At 72.7% G+C, this 18,056-nt stretch carries 14 protein-coding genes and 3 pseudogenes; 9 read left to right on the top strand and 8 right to left on the bottom strand.

Features of this window, described 5'->3' with window-relative positions; genetic code table 11:
* Window positions 1-12 precede the first annotated feature (12 nt).
* From glpK to ACIGAN_RS18805, 4 genes and pseudogenes are all read left to right on the top strand, one after another.
* Window positions 13-1,551, top strand: a complete 1,539-nt coding sequence (glpK, locus tag ACIGAN_RS18820) for a glycerol kinase GlpK (protein WP_365090726.1) — start codon at window positions 13-15, stop codon at window positions 1,549-1,551.
* An 8-nt stretch (window positions 1,552-1,559) separates the two neighbouring features.
* A complete protein-coding gene (locus tag ACIGAN_RS18815) occupies window positions 1,560-3,176 on the top strand; it encodes a glycerol-3-phosphate dehydrogenase/oxidase (RefSeq protein WP_399858826.1) in 1,617 nt (538 codons plus the stop codon).
* 96 nt (window positions 3,177-3,272) lie between these two features.
* Window positions 3,273-3,637 (top strand): annotated as a pseudogene (locus ACIGAN_RS18810) (FadR/GntR family transcriptional regulator); the annotation flags it as partial.
* A 160-nt stretch (window positions 3,638-3,797) separates the two neighbouring features.
* Window positions 3,798-4,781 carry a PAC2 family protein gene (locus ACIGAN_RS18805; RefSeq protein WP_365737067.1) on the top strand — a complete coding sequence of 328 codons (984 nt, stop codon included), beginning with the start codon at window positions 3,798-3,800 and terminating at the stop codon, window positions 4,779-4,781.
* 108 nt (window positions 4,782-4,889) lie between these two features.
* On the opposite strand, the pseudogene mshC reads toward ACIGAN_RS18805, so the two are convergent.
* The 4 genes and pseudogenes from mshC to ACIGAN_RS18785 form a co-directional block, all read right to left on the bottom strand.
* Window positions 4,890-6,074 (bottom strand): annotated as a pseudogene (mshC, locus tag ACIGAN_RS18800) (cysteine--1-D-myo-inosityl 2-amino-2-deoxy-alpha-D-glucopyranoside ligase); the annotation flags it as partial.
* 95 nt (window positions 6,075-6,169) lie between these two features.
* Entirely contained in the window at window positions 6,170-7,000 is an 831-nt protein-coding gene (locus ACIGAN_RS18795) for an SCO1664 family protein (protein ID WP_399858823.1), read from the bottom strand.
* Complete coding sequence (locus ACIGAN_RS18790; RefSeq protein ID WP_311684082.1) at window positions 6,964-7,554, bottom strand: DUF3090 domain-containing protein; 591 nt, start codon at window positions 7,552-7,554, stop codon at window positions 6,964-6,966. Before ACIGAN_RS18790 ends, ACIGAN_RS18795 begins: the two co-directional genes overlap by 37 nt.
* A gap of 78 nt (window positions 7,555-7,632) precedes the next feature.
* Entirely contained in the window at window positions 7,633-8,319 is a 687-nt protein-coding gene (locus ACIGAN_RS18785; RefSeq protein ID WP_365089507.1) for a histidine phosphatase family protein, read from the bottom strand.
* 61 nt (window positions 8,320-8,380) lie between these two features.
* Between ACIGAN_RS18785 and corA the strand changes: the two genes are divergently transcribed.
* The gene (gene corA / locus ACIGAN_RS18780) at window positions 8,381-9,376 is read left to right on the top strand and encodes a magnesium/cobalt transporter CorA (protein WP_365089509.1); all 996 of its coding nucleotides are present in this window, start codon (window positions 8,381-8,383) and stop codon (window positions 9,374-9,376) included.
* A gap of 15 nt (window positions 9,377-9,391) precedes the next feature.
* On the opposite strand, the gene ACIGAN_RS18775 is transcribed toward corA, so the two are convergent.
* Together ACIGAN_RS18775 and ACIGAN_RS18770 are read right to left on the bottom strand one after the other, a co-directional pair.
* The gene (locus ACIGAN_RS18775) at window positions 9,392-10,180 is read right to left on the bottom strand and encodes a ferritin-like domain-containing protein (RefSeq protein WP_365737071.1); all 789 of its coding nucleotides are present in this window, start codon (window positions 10,178-10,180) and stop codon (window positions 9,392-9,394) included.
* A 257-nt stretch (window positions 10,181-10,437) separates the two neighbouring features.
* Window positions 10,438-11,493 carry an LLM class F420-dependent oxidoreductase gene (locus ACIGAN_RS18770; RefSeq protein ID WP_365089513.1) on the bottom strand — a complete coding sequence of 352 codons (1,056 nt, stop codon included), beginning with the start codon at window positions 11,491-11,493 and terminating at the stop codon, window positions 10,438-10,440.
* Between the two features lie 209 nt (window positions 11,494-11,702).
* Between ACIGAN_RS18770 and ACIGAN_RS18765 the strand changes: the two are divergent.
* The 3 genes and pseudogenes from ACIGAN_RS18765 to ACIGAN_RS18755 all read left to right on the top strand — a co-directional run.
* A pseudogene (locus ACIGAN_RS18765) lies at window positions 11,703-12,800 on the top strand (polysaccharide lyase family 1 protein); the annotation flags it as partial.
* Window positions 12,801-12,912: 112 nt separating this feature from the next.
* On the top strand, window positions 12,913-13,899 hold the full coding sequence (locus tag ACIGAN_RS18760; RefSeq protein ID WP_399858818.1) for an aldo/keto reductase: 987 nt from the start codon (window positions 12,913-12,915) through the stop codon (window positions 13,897-13,899).
* The gene (locus ACIGAN_RS18755) at window positions 13,896-16,109 is read left to right on the top strand and encodes a helix-hairpin-helix domain-containing protein (protein WP_399858816.1); all 2,214 of its coding nucleotides are present in this window, start codon (window positions 13,896-13,898) and stop codon (window positions 16,107-16,109) included. Before ACIGAN_RS18760 ends, ACIGAN_RS18755 begins: the two co-directional genes overlap by 4 nt.
* A 64-nt stretch (window positions 16,110-16,173) precedes the next feature.
* Here ACIGAN_RS18755 and ACIGAN_RS18750 read toward each other — a convergent pair whose 3' ends face one another.
* Window positions 16,174-16,893, bottom strand: coding sequence for a hypothetical protein (locus ACIGAN_RS18750; RefSeq protein ID WP_365737076.1), 720 nt, complete (start codon window positions 16,891-16,893; stop codon window positions 16,174-16,176).
* A 47-nt stretch (window positions 16,894-16,940) separates the two neighbouring features.
* On the opposite strand from ACIGAN_RS18750, the gene ACIGAN_RS18745 reads away from it, so the two are divergent.
* On the top strand, window positions 16,941-17,129 hold the full coding sequence (locus ACIGAN_RS18745; RefSeq protein ID WP_010045410.1) for a DUF5703 family protein: 189 nt from the start codon (window positions 16,941-16,943) through the stop codon (window positions 17,127-17,129).
* Window positions 17,130-17,221: 92 nt separating this feature from the next.
* Here the strand turns inward: ACIGAN_RS18745 and ACIGAN_RS18740 are convergent.
* Window positions 17,222-18,056 (bottom strand): chaplin (locus tag ACIGAN_RS18740; RefSeq protein WP_399858813.1); only part of this gene is annotated, 835 nt, incomplete at its 5' end.

Below are 18,056 nucleotides of genomic sequence, written 5' to 3'. Positions count from 1 at the left end.
CAGGAGCACACAGTGACCGACGCGCACACCGCCGGCCCCTTCATCGCCGCCATCGACCAGGGCACCACCTCGTCCCGCTGCATCGTCTTCGACCGCGACGGCCGGATCGTCTCCGTCGACCAGAAGGAGCACGAGCAGATCTTCCCGAAGCCGGGCTGGGTCGAGCACAACGCCACGGAGATCTGGACCAACGTCCAGGAGGTCGTCGCCGGGGCCATCGAGAAGGCTGGCATCACCCGCGACGACATCAAGGCCATCGGCATCACCAACCAGCGCGAGACGACCGTGCTGTGGGACAAGAACACCGGTGAGCCCGTCCACAACGCCATCGTCTGGCAGGACACCCGCACCGACGCCCTCTGCCGCGAGCTCGGCCGCAACGTCGGCCAGGACCGCTTCCGCCGCGAGACGGGCCTGCCTCTCGCCTCCTACTTCGCCGGCCCCAAGGCCCGCTGGCTGCTCGACAACGTAGACGGCCTGAAGGAGCGCGCCGCAGCGGGCGACATCCTCTTCGGCACGATGGACACTTGGGTCATCTGGAACCTGACCGGTGGTGTCGACGGCGGAAAGCACGTCACCGACGTCACCAACGCCTCGCGCACGATGCTGATGAACCTGCACACCATGCAGTGGGACGACCGGATCTGCGAGTCGATCGGCGTCCCGAAGCAGATCCTGCCCGAGATCCGCTCCTCCGCCGAGGTCTACGGCGAGATCACCGGCGGCAAGCTGGGCGACCTGCTCGGCGGCATCCCGGTCGCCTCCGCGCTGGGCGACCAGCAGGCCGCCCTGTTCGGCCAGACCTGTTTCGCCGAGGGCGAGACCAAGTCGACGTACGGCACCGGCACCTTCATGGTGATGAACACCGGCGACAAGATCATCAACTCGTACAGCGGCCTGCTCACCACCGTCGGCTACAAGATCGGCGACCAGGACACGGTCTACGCCCTGGAGGGCTCGATCGCCGTCACCGGTTCGCTGGTGCAGTGGATGCGCGACCAGATGGGCCTGATCTCCACCGCCGCCGAGATCGAGACCCTCGCCCTGTCGGTCGAGGACAACGGCGGCGCCTACTTCGTGCCGGCCTTCTCCGGCCTGTTCGCCCCCTACTGGCGCTCCGACGCCCGCGGTGTGATCGCCGGCCTGACCCGGTACGTCACCAAGGCGCACCTCGCGCGTGCCGTCCTGGAGGCCACCGCCTGGCAGACGCGGGAGATCGCCGACGCCATGACGAAGGACTCCGGCGTCGAGCTGACCGCCCTGAAGGTCGACGGCGGCATGACCTCCAACAACCTGCTGATGCAGACCCTGGCCGACTTCGTGGACGCCCCCGTGGTGCGCCCGATGGTCGCCGAGACCACCTGCCTCGGCGCCGCCTACGCCGCCGGCCTCGCCGTCGGCTTCTGGAACAGCACCGACGACCTGCGCGCCAACTGGCGGCGGGCCGCCGAGTGGACCCCCCGCATGGACGCGGAGACCCGCGCCCGTGAGTACAAGAACTGGCTCAAGGCCGTCGAGCGGACCATGGGCTGGCTCGAGGACGAGGAGTAAGAAACAGCATGACCACTCAGTCCACCCTGCAGTCCGTGCCTGCCCTGGGGACGCACCCGGCCTCCGGCTCCAACCCGAGCCGGGCCGAGACCAGGGAGCAGCTCGCCAAGGCGTCGTACGACCTTCTCGTGATCGGCGGCGGCATCCTGGGCATCTCCACCGCCTGGCACGCCGCGCAGTCCGGCCTCAGGGTGGCTCTGGTGGACGCCGGCGACTTCGCCGGCGCCACGTCCTCCGCCTCCTCCAAGCTGCTCCACGGCGGCCTGCGCTACCTGCAGACCGGCGCGGTGAAGCTGGTGGCGGAGAACCACTTCGAGCGCCGTGCGGTCTCCCGCCAGGTGGCCCCCCACCTCGCGAACCCGCTCACGTTCTACCTCCCCGTGTACAAGGGCGGGCCGCACGGCGCGGCGAAGCTGGGCGCGGGCGTCTTCGCCTACTCCGCGCTCTCCGCCTTCGGCGACGGCGTCGGGCACCTGCTCTCGCCGGCCAAGGCCGCGCAGGACGTGCCCGAGCTGCGCACCGAGAACCTCAAGGCCGTGGCCGTCTACGGCGACGACCAGATGAACGACGCCCGCATGGCCCTGATGACGGTTCGCGCGGCTGTGGAGGCCGGGGCGGTCGTCCTCAACCACGCCGAGGTGACCGGCCTGCGCTTCACCCAGGGCCGGGTCACGGGCGCCGAGCTGAAGGACCGCCTGTCCGGCGACGAGTTCGGCGTCAACGCCCGGCTCGTGCTGAACGCGACCGGTCCGTGGGTCGACCACCTGCGCAAGATGGAGAACCCGAACGCGGCGCCGTCCATCCGGCTGTCGAAGGGCGCGCACCTGGTCCTGAAGCGCACCTCCCCGTGGAAGGCCGCGCTCGCCACCCCGATCGACAAGTACCGCATCACCTTCGCCCTCCCCTGGGAGGACATGCTGCTGCTCGGCACCACCGACGAGGTCTTCGAGGGCGACCCGGCGGACGTCTCGGTCACCGAGCAGGACATAACCCAGATCCTCGACGAGGCCGCCTTCTCGGTCCGCGACCAGCAGCTCAGCCGCGACCTCATCACGTACTCCTTCGCCGGCCTGCGCGTGCTGCCCGGCGGCCCCGGTGACACCGCCAAGGCCAAGCGCGAGACGGTCGTCACCGAGGGCCGGGGCGGCATGCTGTCCGTCGCGGGCGGCAAGTGGACCACCTTCCGCCACATCGGCCGGACGATCATGAAGAAGCTGGAGTCGCTGCCGGGCCACCCGCTGGGCGACGACTTCGAGCCGATCAGCGCACTGCCGAAGAAGCTCCCGCTGCCCGGCATCGCCAACCCGCGCGCGGTCGCCCACCGGCTGCTGACCGACCGCCCGGCGCCCGGCCCGCGCATGGCGGCCGACACCGCCCGGCACCTGGCCACGCACTACGGCTCGCTGGCCTTCGACATCGCCCGGCTGGCCAACGAGAACCCTCAGCTCGCCGAGCGCGTCCACCCCGACGCCCCGGAGATCTGGGCGCAGGTCGTCTGGGCCCGGGACCACGAGTGGGCCGAGACGCAGGACGACGTGCTGCGCCGCCGGACCACGCTGACCATCCGCGGCCTGGCCACCGACGAGATCCGCGCCAAGGTGCAGGACGTGCTCGACAAGAAGTAGGCACCACCCGGGAAGAACGCGTTCCCGCCAGGGGCGGCTCCACGCCGACGGAGCCGCCCCTTCCCCGTGCCCGGGCCCGCACAATGACCCGATACGTCGGAGGTCTCCCTGCGCGAGGCCGTCCGCGCCCTGTCCCTCATCCGCGTCCTCGACGTCCGCCAGGGCGACGGCACGTACGTCACCAGCCTCGACCCGCAGCTGCTGGAGGCGATCGGCTTCGTCGTGGACTTCCACCGTGACGACTCGGTCCTGGAGTTCCTGGCCGTCCGCCGCATCCTGGAGCCGGCCGCGACGGCGATGGCGGCCGCGCGGATCGGCGAGCAGCAGCTGGACGCGCTGTCGGCGCGGCTGGACCGGCTCGGCGACAGCCCGCCCTGCGCGACCGGGACGCCGAGGCGGCGCGCTCGTGGGCGACCGTGCACATCGCGAGCGTGGAGCAGTGGCTGCGCACCACGCTGTGACCGGGGCCGCACCGACTGCTCGGATGAATCCGGGTGTGTCCCGGCGTGGATCACGGGGCAGTGATGGGGGCACTCCCCCCTGCCGGGGGGCTGCGGGCGCCCCCTTGGCACGCCGTAAAGTTGGGGGGTCAAGCGAGGGCACGTCGGAAGGAGGCACTGGGTGATCGAGCTCGAGGGGGTTCCCGAGCTGATCGACCCGGTCATGGTGGCCGCGTTCGAGGGCTGGAACGATGCCGGCGACGCCGCCTCCACCGCGGTCGCGCATCTGGACCGGGAGTGGAAGGGCGAGGTCTTCGCGGCGCTGGACGCCGAGGACTACTACGACTTCCAGGTCAACCGCCCCACGGTCTTCATGGAGGCGGGCGTCCGCAAGATCACCTGGCCGACGACGAGGCTGTCGGTGGTCCGGGTCGGCGGTGACAAGCCACGCGATCTGGTGCTGGTCCGGGGGATCGAGCCGTCCATGCGATGGCGTTCGTTCTGCAACGAGCTGCTCGGCTTCGCACACGAACTCGGCGTGGAGCTGGTGGTCGTCCTGGGCGCCCTGCTCGGCGACACCCCGCACACCCGTCCGGTGCCGATCAGCGGGACGACGTCCGACCCGGACCTGGCCCGGCGCATGGACCTGGAGGAGACCAAGTACGAGGGCCCCACGGGCATCGTCGGCGTCCTGCAGGAGGCGTGCACGCACGCGGGCGTGCCGGCGGTCTCGCTGTGGGCGGCGGTGCCGCACTACGTGTCGCAGCCGCCCAACCCGAAGGCCACGCTGGCCCTGCTGAACCGGCTGGAGGACCTGATCGACGTGCGCATCCCGCTGGGCGAGCTGCCCGAGGACGCGCGCGCCTGGCAGGTCGGCGTGGACCAGCTGGCCGCCGAGGACAGCGAGGTCGCCGAGTACGTCCAGTCGCTGGAGGAGGCCCGGGACACCGCGGAGCTGCCGGAGGCGTCGGGCGAGGCGATCGCCCGCGAGTTCGAGCGCTATCTGCGGCGCCGGGACGGCGGCGGACCGCCCGCCGCCGGCGGGCACGCGACGGCGGACGGCAGCGACACGACGCCGTACCTGCGGGACAACCCCGGCGGCCGCACGCGTCCGCCGAAGCCGCCCAAGCCGGGCCCGGACGACGAGGAGTCGTCCGAGGACTAGGGCCGAACACGTGAGGGGGGGGGGTGCCGGGCGGGGGGACCCCCCCCCACGGGTGGCGGGCGGCGGGAGCGCCCCCCCCCCCCCCGCGGCCCCCCCCCGGGGGCCCCCACCCGGCGCGCCGATGTCCGTGCCGCCGTGCCGCTCCTGGGCCGCGACCCAGCGGTCGACCGCGGCGAGCGCGGCCGGGGCGTCCAGGTCCTCGGCGAGGGCCTCGCGCATCTCGTCCACCAGCGCCTGTGCCGGCGGGCCGTCCGGCCGGGACACCGCGGCCCGCCAGCGGCCGAGCCGGGCCACGGCGTCCGCCAGGACCTGGTCGGTCCACTCCCAGTCGGCGCGGTAGTGGTGGGCGAGCAGCGCCAGCCGGATGGCGGCCGGGTCGACGCCGTCGCGCCGGAGCGTGGAGACGAAGACCAGGTTGCCCTTGGACTTGGACATCTTCTCGCCGTCCAGGGCGACCATGCCGGCGTGCACGTACGCCTTGGCCATGGGGAACTCGCCGGTGAGGGTCTGGGCGTGCGAGGCGCCCATCTCGTGGTGCGGGAAGGCCAGGTCGGAGCCGCCGCCCTGGATGTCGAAGCCCATGCCGAGGTGGTCCAGGGCGATGGCCACGCACTCGATGTGCCAGCCGGGCCGTCCGCGCCCGAGCGATCCGCCGTCCCAGCTGGGCTCGCCCTCGCGGGCGGCCATCCACAGCATGGGGTCGAGCGGGTTCTTCTTGCCCGGCCGGTCCGGGTCCCCGCCGCGCTCGGCCGACAGCAGCCGCATCGCTGCGGCGTCCAGGCGGGAGACGCGTCCGAAGTGCGGGTCGGACTCGACGGAGAAGTACACGTCCCCGTCGAGCTCGTAGGCCGCGCCCATGTCCCGCAGCCGCTCGACGAGCGGGACGATCCCGGGTATGGCCTCGACGGCGCCTATGTACTGCCGCGGCGGCAGCATCCGCAGGGCCGTCATGTCCTCACGGAAGAGGGCCGTCTCCCGCTCGGCGAGCGCGGCCCAGTCGAGGCCGTCGCGCTGGGCCCGCTCCAGGAGCGGATCGTCGACGTCGGTGACGTTCTGGACGTAGTGAACCTGCCGCTTGGTGTCGAGCCACACGCGCTGCACGAGGTCGAACGCGTTGTAGGTCGCCGCGTGTCCCATGTGTGTGGCGTCGTACGGGGTGATGCCGCAGACGTAGATACGGGCGACGGGACCGGGGTCGAGGGTGACGAGGCCGCCGGTCGCGGTGTCGTGGATCCTCAGGTCGCGGCCCTGACCAGGCAGGGCGGGGACCTCGGAAGCGGGCCAGGCATGCATGCCTTGAGCCTAACCGGACTGCAGTTCCAGATACGAATGGGAGCGGACCGGACGGCCGAGAAGGCGCTCTTGCGGTGAAGGGGCCCGCTGTGCTGCTACACGGGTGGCCAGGGAATCGCGGGCCATTCCCCGCTCGGCTCGGGGTGGGTGCGGGAGGTGAGCAGCGCGCCGACCCGCGCGCGGGTGGCGTCGAGCTCGGCGCCGGTGATCAGGGGCGCGAGCCGGGCGGCGAGCGCCCCGCCGTCCGCCAGGTCCTCGCGGAGCCGTTCCAGGACGTCGACGGCCTCCTGCGTGAGGGGCTCCCCCGCCCAGCCCCACAGCAGCGTGCGCAGCTTGTTCTCGACGTTGAAGGTCACCCCGTGGTCGATGCCGTACAGCCGTCCCTCGCCGGTGGGCAGCAGGTGGCCGCCCTTGCGGTCGGCGTTGTTGAGGACGGCGTCCAGGACCGCCAGGCGCCGCAGCCGTTCGTCGTCGGCGTGCACGAGCAGCGCGGTGCGTCCCTCGCCGACCTCGGCGAGACCGATCGCCTTCCAGCCCGGCTCGGGCTCCTCCGCGTCGACCAGCGCGAGCAGCTCCGCGTCGGCCGTCGCCTCGATCCACAGCTGGCACATGCCCTCGCCGTAGGGGCCGTCGCGCAGCACCGTGGGCGGCACCAGGCCCCAGCCGGTCGCCTCGGAGACCTCCCAGGCCGCGACCTCGCGCTGGGCGAGCGTGCCGTCGGGGAAGTCCCACAGCGGCCGCTCCCCGGCGACGGGCTTGTAGACGCAGGCCGCCTCCCGGCCGTCGTAGGCCACCGTGCAGTACAGGGCCGCGTTGGAGGCCTCACGGATGCGTCCGCGGACGGTCAGCTCACCCCGGGCGAGCAGCTCGGCGGCGTCCTCGGGAGGCGTCACGCTCCGCGGCGGTATCCGTTCTGGCGCGGACATACGTGTCCTTCCGGGTCGAGCGGGAGGCTGCACAGCGGGCACGGCGGCCGCCCGGCGTTGACGACGTCGAGGGCGCGCTTGGCGAAGGCCCTGGCCTGCGCGCCGGTGAGCCGGACCCGCAGCATCGGGGGCCCGTTCTCCTCGTCCTGGAGCAGCCGTTCCTCGGCCTCGGCGAGGTCCTCCTCGGACTCGGCGTCGAGTTCGACGAGCGCCTGCGCCTCGACGATCATGAGCTGCTCCTCGCCGTCCCAGGCGAGTGCCATGGTGCCGACCCGGAACTCCTCCTCGATGGGGGTGTCCAGCGGGGCGGTGTCGGTGATCTCGGAGGGGGCGACGGCGGGGACGGAGGCGCTGCCGCCGCTACGGCGTACGACCTCGTCGAGCAGTTCGTCCATGCGCTCGGCGAGCGCGGCGACCTGGGTCTTCTCCAGGGCCACGCTGGTCACCCGGGAGCCGGCGACGGCCTGGAGGAAGAACGAACGGCGCCCGGGCAGCCCGACCGTACCGGCCACGAAACGCTCCGGATGGTCGTAGAGGAACACCTGACGGGACACGTCCTGTCTCCATTGGAATCGTGGGAACCGTGGGAGCACGGCACTGCTGCGACCGCTTCACCCTACTGCGGCCGACGATCACGGTGCGCCCGCACCACCCCCGACGGGGGCTTCGCCGCCCTGCGGTTCCTCGCGCGGCACCAGGGACGTGAAGTCGCCGGTGTCGCCGAGGCGGAGGAGGAACGGCCGCAGTCGTGTGTAGCGGATCGCGGTGATGGAACAGGGTTCGACGGAGATCCGCTGGAAGAGGTCCAGGTGAAGTCCGAGTGCGTCCGCGACGAGCGACTTGATGATGTCGCCGTGCGAGCACATCAGGTAGACGGCGTCGGCGCCGTGGTCGCGCTCCACGCGCGCGTTCCACTCGCGCACGGCCTCGGCGGCGCGCGTCTGCATGGCCCGCATCGACTCCCCGCCGGGGAACGCCGCCGCGGACGGGTGCGCCTGCACGACCTCCATCAGCGGCTCGTCCTTGAGCTCGGCGAGCTTGCGTCCGGACCAGTCGCCGTAGTGGCACTCGCCGATGCGCTCGTCGGTGTGCGGGCTCAGGCCGGGCCGCGCCCGGAGCAGGGGACGGATCGTCTCCTGGCAGCGCTGGAGGGGACTGGTGACGACTTCGGCGAGGGGCAGCTCGGCCAGACGTCCGGGGAGCGCGGCGGCCTGTGCGGCCCCGCGCTCGTCGAGGGCGACGCCGGGCGTCCAGCCGGCGAGGAGTCCCTCGGTGTTGGCGGTGGAGCGTCCGTGCCTGACCAGGATCAGCGTGGGCATGCGCTCCAGCGTAGGCGCACGCGCGCGTGCGGTGTCGTTCGAGTGACGGGAGACTCGCTTCGTGATCGTCGACTGTGCCATCTACCGCGACGGACATCGGACGGACGGGCCGGAGGACTTCTCCGACGCCCTCGGGGAGGCGCGTGCGGCGGGCGGTTTCGTGTGGATCGGGCTGCACGAGCCGACGGAGCGCGAGTTCGAGCACGTCACCGAGGAGTTCGGCCTGCATCCGCTGGCCGTGGAGGACGCTCTCAAGGCCCACCAGCGGCCCAAGCTGGAGATCTACGACGACTCCCTCTTCGTGGTCCTCAAGCCGGTGGTCTACGAGCCCCGGAGCGACAAGGTCTCGGCGGGCGAGATCATGATCTTCCTGGGCGACGGTTTCGTGGTGACCGTCCGGCACGGCGAGGGCGCCCCGCTCAAGGCGGTCCGGCACCGGCTGGAGCACGAGCCGGAGCTGCTCGGCAACGGCCCCACGGCGGTGCTGTACGCGGTCGCCGACGCCGCGGTCGACCACTATCTGGAGGTCGCGATGGAGCTGCAGGCCGACCTGGAGGGCCTGGAGGCGGAGGTCTTCTCCCCCGACGGCGGCGGCTCGCGGAACACCGCGTCCCGGATCTACGACTTCAAGCGCCAGGTCCTGGAGTTCCGCCGGGCCACCGGACCGCTGTCGCTGCCGATGAGCCGGCTGGCCGGCACGGCGCCCTACGGCGTGGCGGTGCCGTTCGTGGACGACCGGGCCCGGCCGTTCTTCCGGGACGTCAGCGACCACCTCACGCGGGTGAACGAGTCGGTGGAGAACCTCGACCGGCTGGTGTCGGACATCCTCTCGGCCCATCTGGCGCAGATGAGCGTCCGGCAGAACGACGACATGCGCAAGATCTCCGCGTGGGCGGCCATGGCCGCGATCCCCACGATGATCGCGGGGATCTACGGCATGAACTTCGAGCACATGCCCGAGCTGCGCTGGGTCTGGTCCTATCCGGCGCTGATCGCCGTGATGGCCGTGCTGGAGGTCCTGGTGTTCCGGCTGTTCAAGCGCCGGGGCTGGCTGTAGGGCCCGCGGGCCGGTTCAGGCGAACTCGGGCTCCGGTGAGGCCGGGCCGCCGAGGGCGTTGCGGCGCTGCGGCGGGGTGAGCGACACCATGCGGCGCCAGCCGCCGAGCCGTTCGTAGGCGTAGACGGCGTGGATGCCGGCCCGCAGCACGGCCGCCTTGGCCCGGGACCAGCCGAGGATGCGGCCCATGTGCGCCATGACGGCGAGGCTGACGTCCCGGTAGATCCGGATCTCGGCGTGCGCACACGCGCGCAGGGTCCGCTGGATGAACCTGCCGTGGCCCGCGCGGGCGAAGCGCAGCAGCTCCTCGTGGCAGTAGGCGAGGTGGTTGTCCTCGTCGTGGGAGATCTGCCGGACCGCGCGGCCGATGTCGGGGTGGCCGGCGAAGTGCTTGCGCAGCAGGTCCATCTGCTCGGAGGCGCGTTGCTCGGTGACCCTGCTGTGGGAGAGGTAGGTGACGATGTCCTGGACGGTGAGCCGCTCGTCGCGCTTGAGCTGCTCGTGCGCGAGGCCGATGCCGTTCCTCTCCAGGAGCATCGTGTAGTCGGTCTCCGGCGGGACCGGGACGGGGTCGAGGCCGCGCTTCTTCATCAGGGCGTTGAAGATCCGGCCGTGTTTGTCCTCGTCGGCTCCGTGCCGGGAGATCTTGGGCGCGAGTTCGCGTTCGCTGTCGGGGACGAGGGCGGCGATGCGGGCGTTCTCCCAGCCGCCCTGGGACTCGCCGCTGGCGGCGATGGAGCAGAACAGGGCGAAGGACTCGTCGTCGTCGAGGATCTCCTGGAACAGACTCTTGGCCGAAAGCATCGTGGGCACCTCTTCCCGCGCGCGTGCGCGTGCTGCAGGATCCGCAGGTTTCCGCGAAGCACGAGTCAAGTGCGGGGTGCGGGGCGCTGCAACAGGTGTGCCGGACTTGTCCGCCGAACGGGGGACGTGCGGGGAGACGTCCCGGACCGCCCGGCCCGGGCGGTGGCGTAACCGGCGGCGGTCCGCCGCGTTGTTCCGCGTGACGGCCGTGGCGGGGAAGACCCCCGAGCCCCCACCACGGCCGCGGAACTTCGGGATCAGGCGAGGCCGGCGCGCTCCAGGGCTTCGGTGCCCGCCCGCAGCGAGGCGAGCCGCTCGTCGAGCGTGAAGCCCGCCGGGGCGAGGGTGAGGGTGGTGACGCCGGCCTCCGCGTAGGCCTTCATCCGCTCGGCGATGCGGTCCACGGAGCCCAGCAGGGTCGTCTTGTCGATCAGCTCGTGCGGTACGGCGGCCGCGGCGCCCTCCTTGTCGCCGGAGAGATACTTGTCCTGGATCTCGGCGGCCTCCTTCTCGTACCCCATGCGCTGGGCGAGCTGGTTGTAGAAGTTCTGCTTGCGGCTGCCCATGCCGCCGACGTACAGCGCGGTGTAGGGGCGGAAGGTGTCGGCCAGGGTGGTGACGTCCTTGTCGTCACCCACGGCGAGCGGCAGCGTCGGGCAGACGTCGAACCCGTCGAGGGTCTTGCCCGCCTTCTCGCGGCCCGCGCGCAGGTGCTTGATCGCCGTGTCCTCCAGGTGGTCGGCGGAGGGGAAGATCAGCAGGGCGCCGTCGGCGATCTCGCCGGTCTGCTCGAGGTTCTTCGGGCCGATGGCGGCGATGTACAGCGGGATGTGCTCGCGCTGGGGGTGCACGGTCAGCTTGATGGGCTTGCCGGGGCCGCCGGGCAGCGGCAGCGTCCAGTGCTGCCCCTCGTAGGACAGGCGCTCGCGGGTCATGGCCTTGCGGATGATCTCCACGTACTCGCGGGTGCGGGCCAGCGGCTTGTCGAACTTCACGCCGTACCAGCCCTCGGAGACCTGCGGGCCGGAGACGCCGAGGCCGAGGCGGAAGCGGCCGCCGGAGAGGGAGTCGAGGGTGGCGGCGGTCATGGCGGTCATCGCGGGCTGGCGGGCCGGGATCTGGAAGATGGCGGAGCCGACGTCGATGCGCTCGGTCTGGGCGGCGACCCAGGTCAGGACGGTGGCCGCGTCGGAGCCGTAGGCCTCGGCGGCCCAGCAGACGGCGTAGCCGAGCCGGTCGGCCTCCTGGGCGACGGCCAGGTTGTCCCCGTCCATTCCGGCACCCCAGTAGCCGAGGTTGATACCGAGCTGCATGCCGCATCCCCTTACTGATCAGTAACGTGCCTTGTGCGCCGACCTTAGCGCGCGACCCCGGCCCGGGACAGCGGTGCGACCGCGACCTTTCAGATGCGTGAACAAGAATCAAGTACACGACCATTGACGTGTGCACAGCACGCTCATACCGTCACGGGAAAGCGCTTTCTAACCCACCCGCACTCCGCACACGGAACGGAGAGGTACGGATGAAGCGAGCAGCCTCAGTGCGACTCGGCGCGACCGTGGCCACCCTGGCCCTGGCCACCACCGGAACGCTGGTCTCGACACCCGCGGCGTCGGCCGCGACCGGTCCCGCGACCGGGTACGCGACCCAGAACGGCGGGACCACCGGCGGCACCGGCGGGCAGACGGTCCGCGCGACGACCGGGACCGCGATCCACGCCGCCCTCTGCGGCCGGGCGAGCAGCAGCACTCCCCTCGTCATCGAGGTCACGGGGACCATCACCCACGCCAACACCAAGAAGGTCTCCGGCAGCAGCTGCGACACCGCCGACGGCGTGATCGAGCTCAAGAAGATCAGCAACGTGACCCTGGTGGGGGTCGGCAGTGGTGCCGTCTTCGACCAAGTGGGCATCCACATCCGCGAGTCGAAGAACATCATCATCCAGAACGTGACCGTGCGGAACGTCAAGAAGTCCGGCTCCCCCACGTCCAACGGCGGCGACGCCATCGGCATGGAGAGCAACGTCCGCAACGTCTGGGTCGACCACACCACCCTGGAGGCCTCGGGCGGCGAGTCGGAGGGCTACGACGGCCTGTTCGACATGAAGAACAACACCCAGTACGTGACGCTGTCCTACAGCGTCCTGCGCAACTCCGGCCGCGGCGGCCTGGTCGGCAGCAGCGAGAGCGACCGGTCGAACGGGTTCATCACGTATCACCACAACCGCTACGAGAACATCGACTCCCGCGCCCCGCTGCTGCGCGGCGGCATCGCGCACATGTACAACAACCACTACGTGCGCCTCAACGAGTCCGGCATCAACTCCCGGGCCGGCGCCCGCGCGAAGGTGGACAACAACTACTTCGAGGACTCCAAGGACGTCCTCGGCACCTTCTACACCGACGAGGCCGGCTACTGGCAGGTCTCCGGCAACGTCTTCGACAACGTCACGTGGTCTCAGCCGGGCAGCGAGAACCATCCGGCAGGTCCCGACCCGACGTCGAACACCACGGTCTCCGTCCCCTACTCCTTCCGTCTCGACGCGGCCGGCTGCGTCCCGGCGGTCGTGAGCCGGACGGCGGGGGCCGGCAAGGGACTGCAGGTGTCGGACGGCAGCTGCTGACCTCGGGCGCAGGGCTGTGGCGGCCGCGGGGGAACACACCGTCCGCCCCCGGAAATCGGTCGTCCACAGCCACCCACACGACAGGTTCTGGCCAGTAATCTCGGCGTTCATGGAGCAGAGGCATCTCGGCCGCACCGGCCTGCGCGTGTCACGGATCGGGCTCGGCACCCTGACCTGGGGCCGGGACACCGACGAACACGACGCGGCGGACCTGGTGAAGACGTTCTGGGAAGCCGGCGGGACCCTCGTCGACACCGCCGACGTCTACGGCGACGGAGAGGCCGAGTACCTGCTCGGCAGGCTGATGGACGGCCTCGTGCCGCGGCGGGACCTGGTCATCTCGACCAAGGCGGGCAGCGTGCCCGACCCGGACCGCCGGGTCGACGGCTCCCGCGGCCACCTGCTCGCCGCCCTGGACGCCTCGCTCGCCCGGCTCGGCACCGACCACGTCGACGTCTGGCACGTGCACGCCTACGACCCGTACACCCCGCTGGAGGAGACCCTCCAGGCCCTCGATCTCGCGGTCGCCAGCGGCCGTGCCCGCTACGCCGGTGTCTCCAACTTCTGCGGCTGGCAACTGGCCAAGGCCGCCACCTGGCAGCTGGCGGCCCCGGGCACCCGCACCCGCCTGGCGGCCACGCAGCTGGAGTACTCGCTCCTGCAGCGCGGCGTCGAACGCGAGGTGCTGCCGGCCGCCCTGGACCTCGGCATAGGGCTGCTCCCGTCCTCGCCGCTCGGGCGCGGCGTGCTGACGGGCAAGTACCGCGGCGACAGCACACCGCCGGACTCCCGCGGGGCCTCGGACCATCTCGCGCCCTTCGTCGCGCCGTACCTCGACGACACCGCGAGCCGCATCGTCGACGCCGTGGCGACCGCGGCCGACGGGCTCGCGGTGACGCCGCTCCAGGTGGCCCTGGCGTGGATCCGGGACCGGCCCGGGGTGACCGCTCCCATCGTCGGCGCGCGCAACGCGCAGCAGCTCACGGCGGCGTTGTCAGTGGAGACCCTTAGTCTTCCTGACGAGATCTGCCGGGCGCTCGACGATGTGTCGGCGCCCGTGCACCGCTATCCCGATCACGACTGGAGCACGCTGTGAGCACGGAGCCCGAGACCACGGAGGACGCCGAGCCGGGGACGCCGGGCACGACGGACACGGCGGGGGCCACCCCGGCGGAGGGCGACGCGGCGGCCGGGGAAGACGCCGGCGTCCGGCCCCCCGGGGACGCGGCGGAGGAAGGCCGGGCCGGGCAGCTCTCCGAGGCCGAGGCCGAGCTGCTGGCCCAGCGTGCCGAGCGGGAGCGCATCGAGCAGCGCAAGGCCGAGAAGAAGGCGCCCATCGAGGCCGGGGCCAAGCTGAGCGGCAGGGCCGCCGATCTGCTCGCGGCCGTCCGGGCCGTGGAGAGCGGCGAGAAGCCGGTGGCCACGGTGTTCGAGGAGCCCGCGCCCGCCCCCCGCCGCTCCGCGCCCGAGCCGGCGCTCCGGCCGCAGCCGGTGGCGGCCGAGACCGCCGCGGCGCCGGCCGCTCCCGGCCCCGAGACGGTGCAGGGCGTGCGGCGGGTGCTCGACGAGGGCGGCGCCCCGGAGACGCTCGCACCGCAGGTGGCCGCGGTGCTCGGCGAGGGCGCGGACGAGCTGCTGCGGGCCGACCCGTGGCAGTTGCTGCGGGTCGCGGGCGTGCGGCCCGAGCAGGCCGACGGGTTCGCGCGGGCGCTGCTGGGCGCGGAGTGCGCCCCGGACGACGAGCGGCGCGGCCGGGCCGTCACGGTCTGGCTCCTGGAGCAGGCGGCGCTGGCGGGGCACACGGCCCTGGAGATGCCGGCGCTCCTCGCAGCCCTGGCCCAGCGGGGCGTGCCGGAGCCGGAGAGCGCCGTGCAGGACAGCATCGCCGAGGGCGAGGCGCTGGTCTTCCAGGACGCCCTGGAGGAGCCCGGTGCCCCGGCCCCGGCCTCGGCTGCGGGACCGGAAGGCACGGAGGGCTCGGCGGGCTCGGCGGAGGAGCCGGAGCGCCCGGTCCGTGTCCTGGTCGGTCTGGAGCGGTACGCGCTGGCGGAGGAGAGCCTGGCCGACGGTCTGGCCCGGCTGGTCAACTCCGCTCCCAAGCAGGACGGTTCGGCCGAGGAGTGGGAGCGGCTCGCCGCCGCGGCCGGAGGGTCCACGGGTGAGCTGATCCGCGCGGCCGCAGGGCACGGCCTGGTACTGCACACCGGCGGGGAGGCCTCCCTGGCCGAGCCCGCAGCGCTGCTGCGCACGGCCCACTCCCTCGGCCTGCGCGCCTGGGCCGCCGCCCACGGCCCCCTCGGCCGTGACCGCTTCGCCGCCCTGCTGCGCCGGGCCGGGGAGGACGACGGCGCCGGCTCGCCCGTCGCGACCGTCCCCGGGCTGCTCTCCGGGCGGGAAGGGCCCGGGCGGGACGCGGACGGAGCCCTGGACCTGGATCTGCTCGTGGTGCTCGACGCGCCGCAGCTCGACGTCGAGACGGCGGCGCTGCTGACCGAGTCGCTGCCGGACGGGGCGCGGCTGGTGCTCGCCGGGGATCCGGCGGTGCTGTGGTCCGTGGGTCCCGGGCGGGTGTTCGCGGACCTCCTCGCGGCGCGGATCTGCCCGCAGGTCGCCTCACGGCTGCCGGACCCGGGGCCGCTGGGCGAGCTGGTCTCCGGCATCGGCATCGGCGAGCTGAACCAGGTCGAGGCGCCCGGCAAGGAGGTCGTGATCGTGCCGGTGCGGGACGCGGGCGAGGCCGTGCACCGCACGGTGCAGCTCGTCGCGGACTCGGTGCCGCGGGCCATCGGCGTCCCGGCCGAGGAGACCCAGGTGATCACGCCGGGGCACGGCGGCGCGGTCGGCACGCGCGCGCTCAACGCGGCCCTGAAGGAACGGCTCAATCCGGGCCCCGGCCGGTTCGGCGGCTTCGACCCCGGCGACCGGATCGTCCACTCCCCCGTGCCGGGGCGGGCGGTGCCGGGCCGGGTGGTGAAGGCGGACGCCGAGGGGCTGCACCTGGTGTGCGCGGGCGAGCCCGTCGTCGTGCCGAAGGAGCGGGTGGAGCAGTGCGTGCGGCACGGGTGGGCGATGACCGCGCACCAGGCCGTCGGGAGCCGCTGGCCGGCCGTCGTCGTGGTGCTGCCCGGCGACGCGGCGCAGGCGCTGAGCCGGCCGTGGGTGTACACCGCGTTCGGGCGGGCCGACCGGCATCTGTCCGTGGTGCACGGCGTGGAGCAGGCGCTGCCCAGGGCGGTGGCCGAGGTGGGGGCGAAGCCCCGGACGACCCGGCTTCCCGTGCTGCTCGCTCCGCAGGTCGGCCGCTGACGCGCGACGGCGGTGGTCACGGGTCTCGGCCCGTGCCCACCGCCGTCGGGTGGCCCCGGCGCGCTCAGCGGCGGTCCGCGTCCAGCGGCTCCAGATCCTCGTCCTCGTCCAGGTCGGTGTCGAGATCCTCCAGGTCCTCGGCGTCGTCGGCGTCCTCGTCGTCCTCGTCGTCGAGGGCATCGATCTCGTCGTCGAAGACGGCGCTGACGTCGAAGCGGCACACCACCTGCTGCGCGTCGACCTGCTCGAACGGCGCCTCCAGCCACTCCCCTGGCTCGGCCGGTTCGTCCGCCGCCGTCACCCAGAGCGTGGAGTCGCCCTCCTCCAGCCCGAACTCCTTGTGCCGGGAGGCGATCTCGTCGGGCTCGAACTCGCCGAACAGCAGGCCCAGCGCGCCGTGGACCGTCCCGGAGGCCGGGGAGCCCTCGTCGCCGTCGGCCGCCTCGATCCGCTGCGCCTGCGCGAGCAGCCGCTGCGGTTCGGCGACGGCGTAGTCGCGGCGGATCAGCACGCTCAGCGCGTTCGGCTCCTCGGGGCCGGTGTACGGGGGCAGCGCGTCCTCCGCGCCGGGGATCTCGAAGGGTGTGACCTCGTCATAACGGTCGTAGAGCAGTTCGTCGTACACCTCTGCGGCCGCGGCCAGCTGGTTGAACGCCTCGTAGACGGCCGGGTCGTCCTCCCCCGACCTGCGTTCGACCGCGGCCAGGTGGCGGTCGAGCGCGGTCTTGACCGCCTCGGCGGCGGCGCGTACCTCGGCAGCGGTGGGCTGCGCAGCATCAGACATAGTGCAGACGCTATCCGTACGAGGCCCCAGCCCGCACAATAGATGCGATGCCGGAATACGAATTTGTCGACGTGTACGTACCGCGCGGGGTCTCCCGCAAGGAGACGGCACGTCTGCTGACGGACCATGCGGAGTACGGACACTGGGAGTTGCACCGTCTGAGCCTGCTGCGGGACGGCAGCCGCAAGGTGCGGTTGCGCCGTCGCATCATCCGCCAGGTGCGGGCCACCTGGTGAGCTGAGACGGTGCCGGGAGAAGGCACATGACGGAGCGGGCCCCGCCCCCGGCGGGGCCCGCTCCGTCGGCGGGGGTCGTCCGGCCGGATGCCTCAGGCGGAGGCGCGTGCCTTGCGGTAGAGGATCGCGCCCGCCAGCAGGGCGCCGGCTCCGGCGGGGAGGGCCAGCCCGAGCGGCAGTTCACTGCCGGTGGCGGCGAGCTGGGCGTCGCCGCGGGGCTGGGTGACGAACTGGCCGCCCGGTTCGTTGCCGTGCGAGGAGCCGCCCGGCGTCTCGACGCCGGTGGTGGGCGGTGCGGCCGGGGTTCCGGGGTGGCCGGGCTCAGCGGGCGCGCCCGGACCGCCGGGGTTCCCGGGGACACTCGGGTCGCGCGGGTGGCCGGGATCACCGGGGGTGCCCGGAGTTCCGGGGTGGCCGGGATTCCCGGGGTCGCCCGGACCGCCGGGGTCGCCAGGGTTCCCGGGGTGTCCGGGGCCGCCCGGCTGTCCCGGGGTCTCGTGGCCGCCGCCGGGCGGGTTGCCGTGGGGGTGACCGTGGCCGTTCGCGCAGTCGTTGCCCGTGCTGGGGTTGCCGATGCCGACGACGTCGACGGTGTTGCCGCAGACGTTGACCGGCGCGTACACCGGCACCTGGACGTGGTTGCCCGAGCCGACGCCGGGCGAATCGGTCGCGTGACCACCCGCGTGCGAGCCGCCGTGACCGCCCTGACCGCCCTGGTCACCGTGATCGCCGTATCCCCCCGACGACGATCCACCTCCCTGGTTCGCGCACCCGTTGCCGACCGACGGGTTGAGCACGCCGACGACGTCGACGGTGTTGCCGCAGACGTCGACCGGCGCGTACACCGGCACCTGGACGTGGTTGCCCGAGCCGACGCCGGGCGAATCGGTCGCGTGACCACCCGCGTGCGAGCCGCCGTGACCGCCA

It is taken from the genome of Streptomyces sp. NPDC085931 (genome assembly GCF_044540565.1).
Taxonomy (GTDB): Bacteria; Actinomycetota; Actinomycetes; order Streptomycetales; family Streptomycetaceae; genus Streptomyces.
This window is presented reverse-complemented; position numbering and strand designations above follow the sequence as displayed.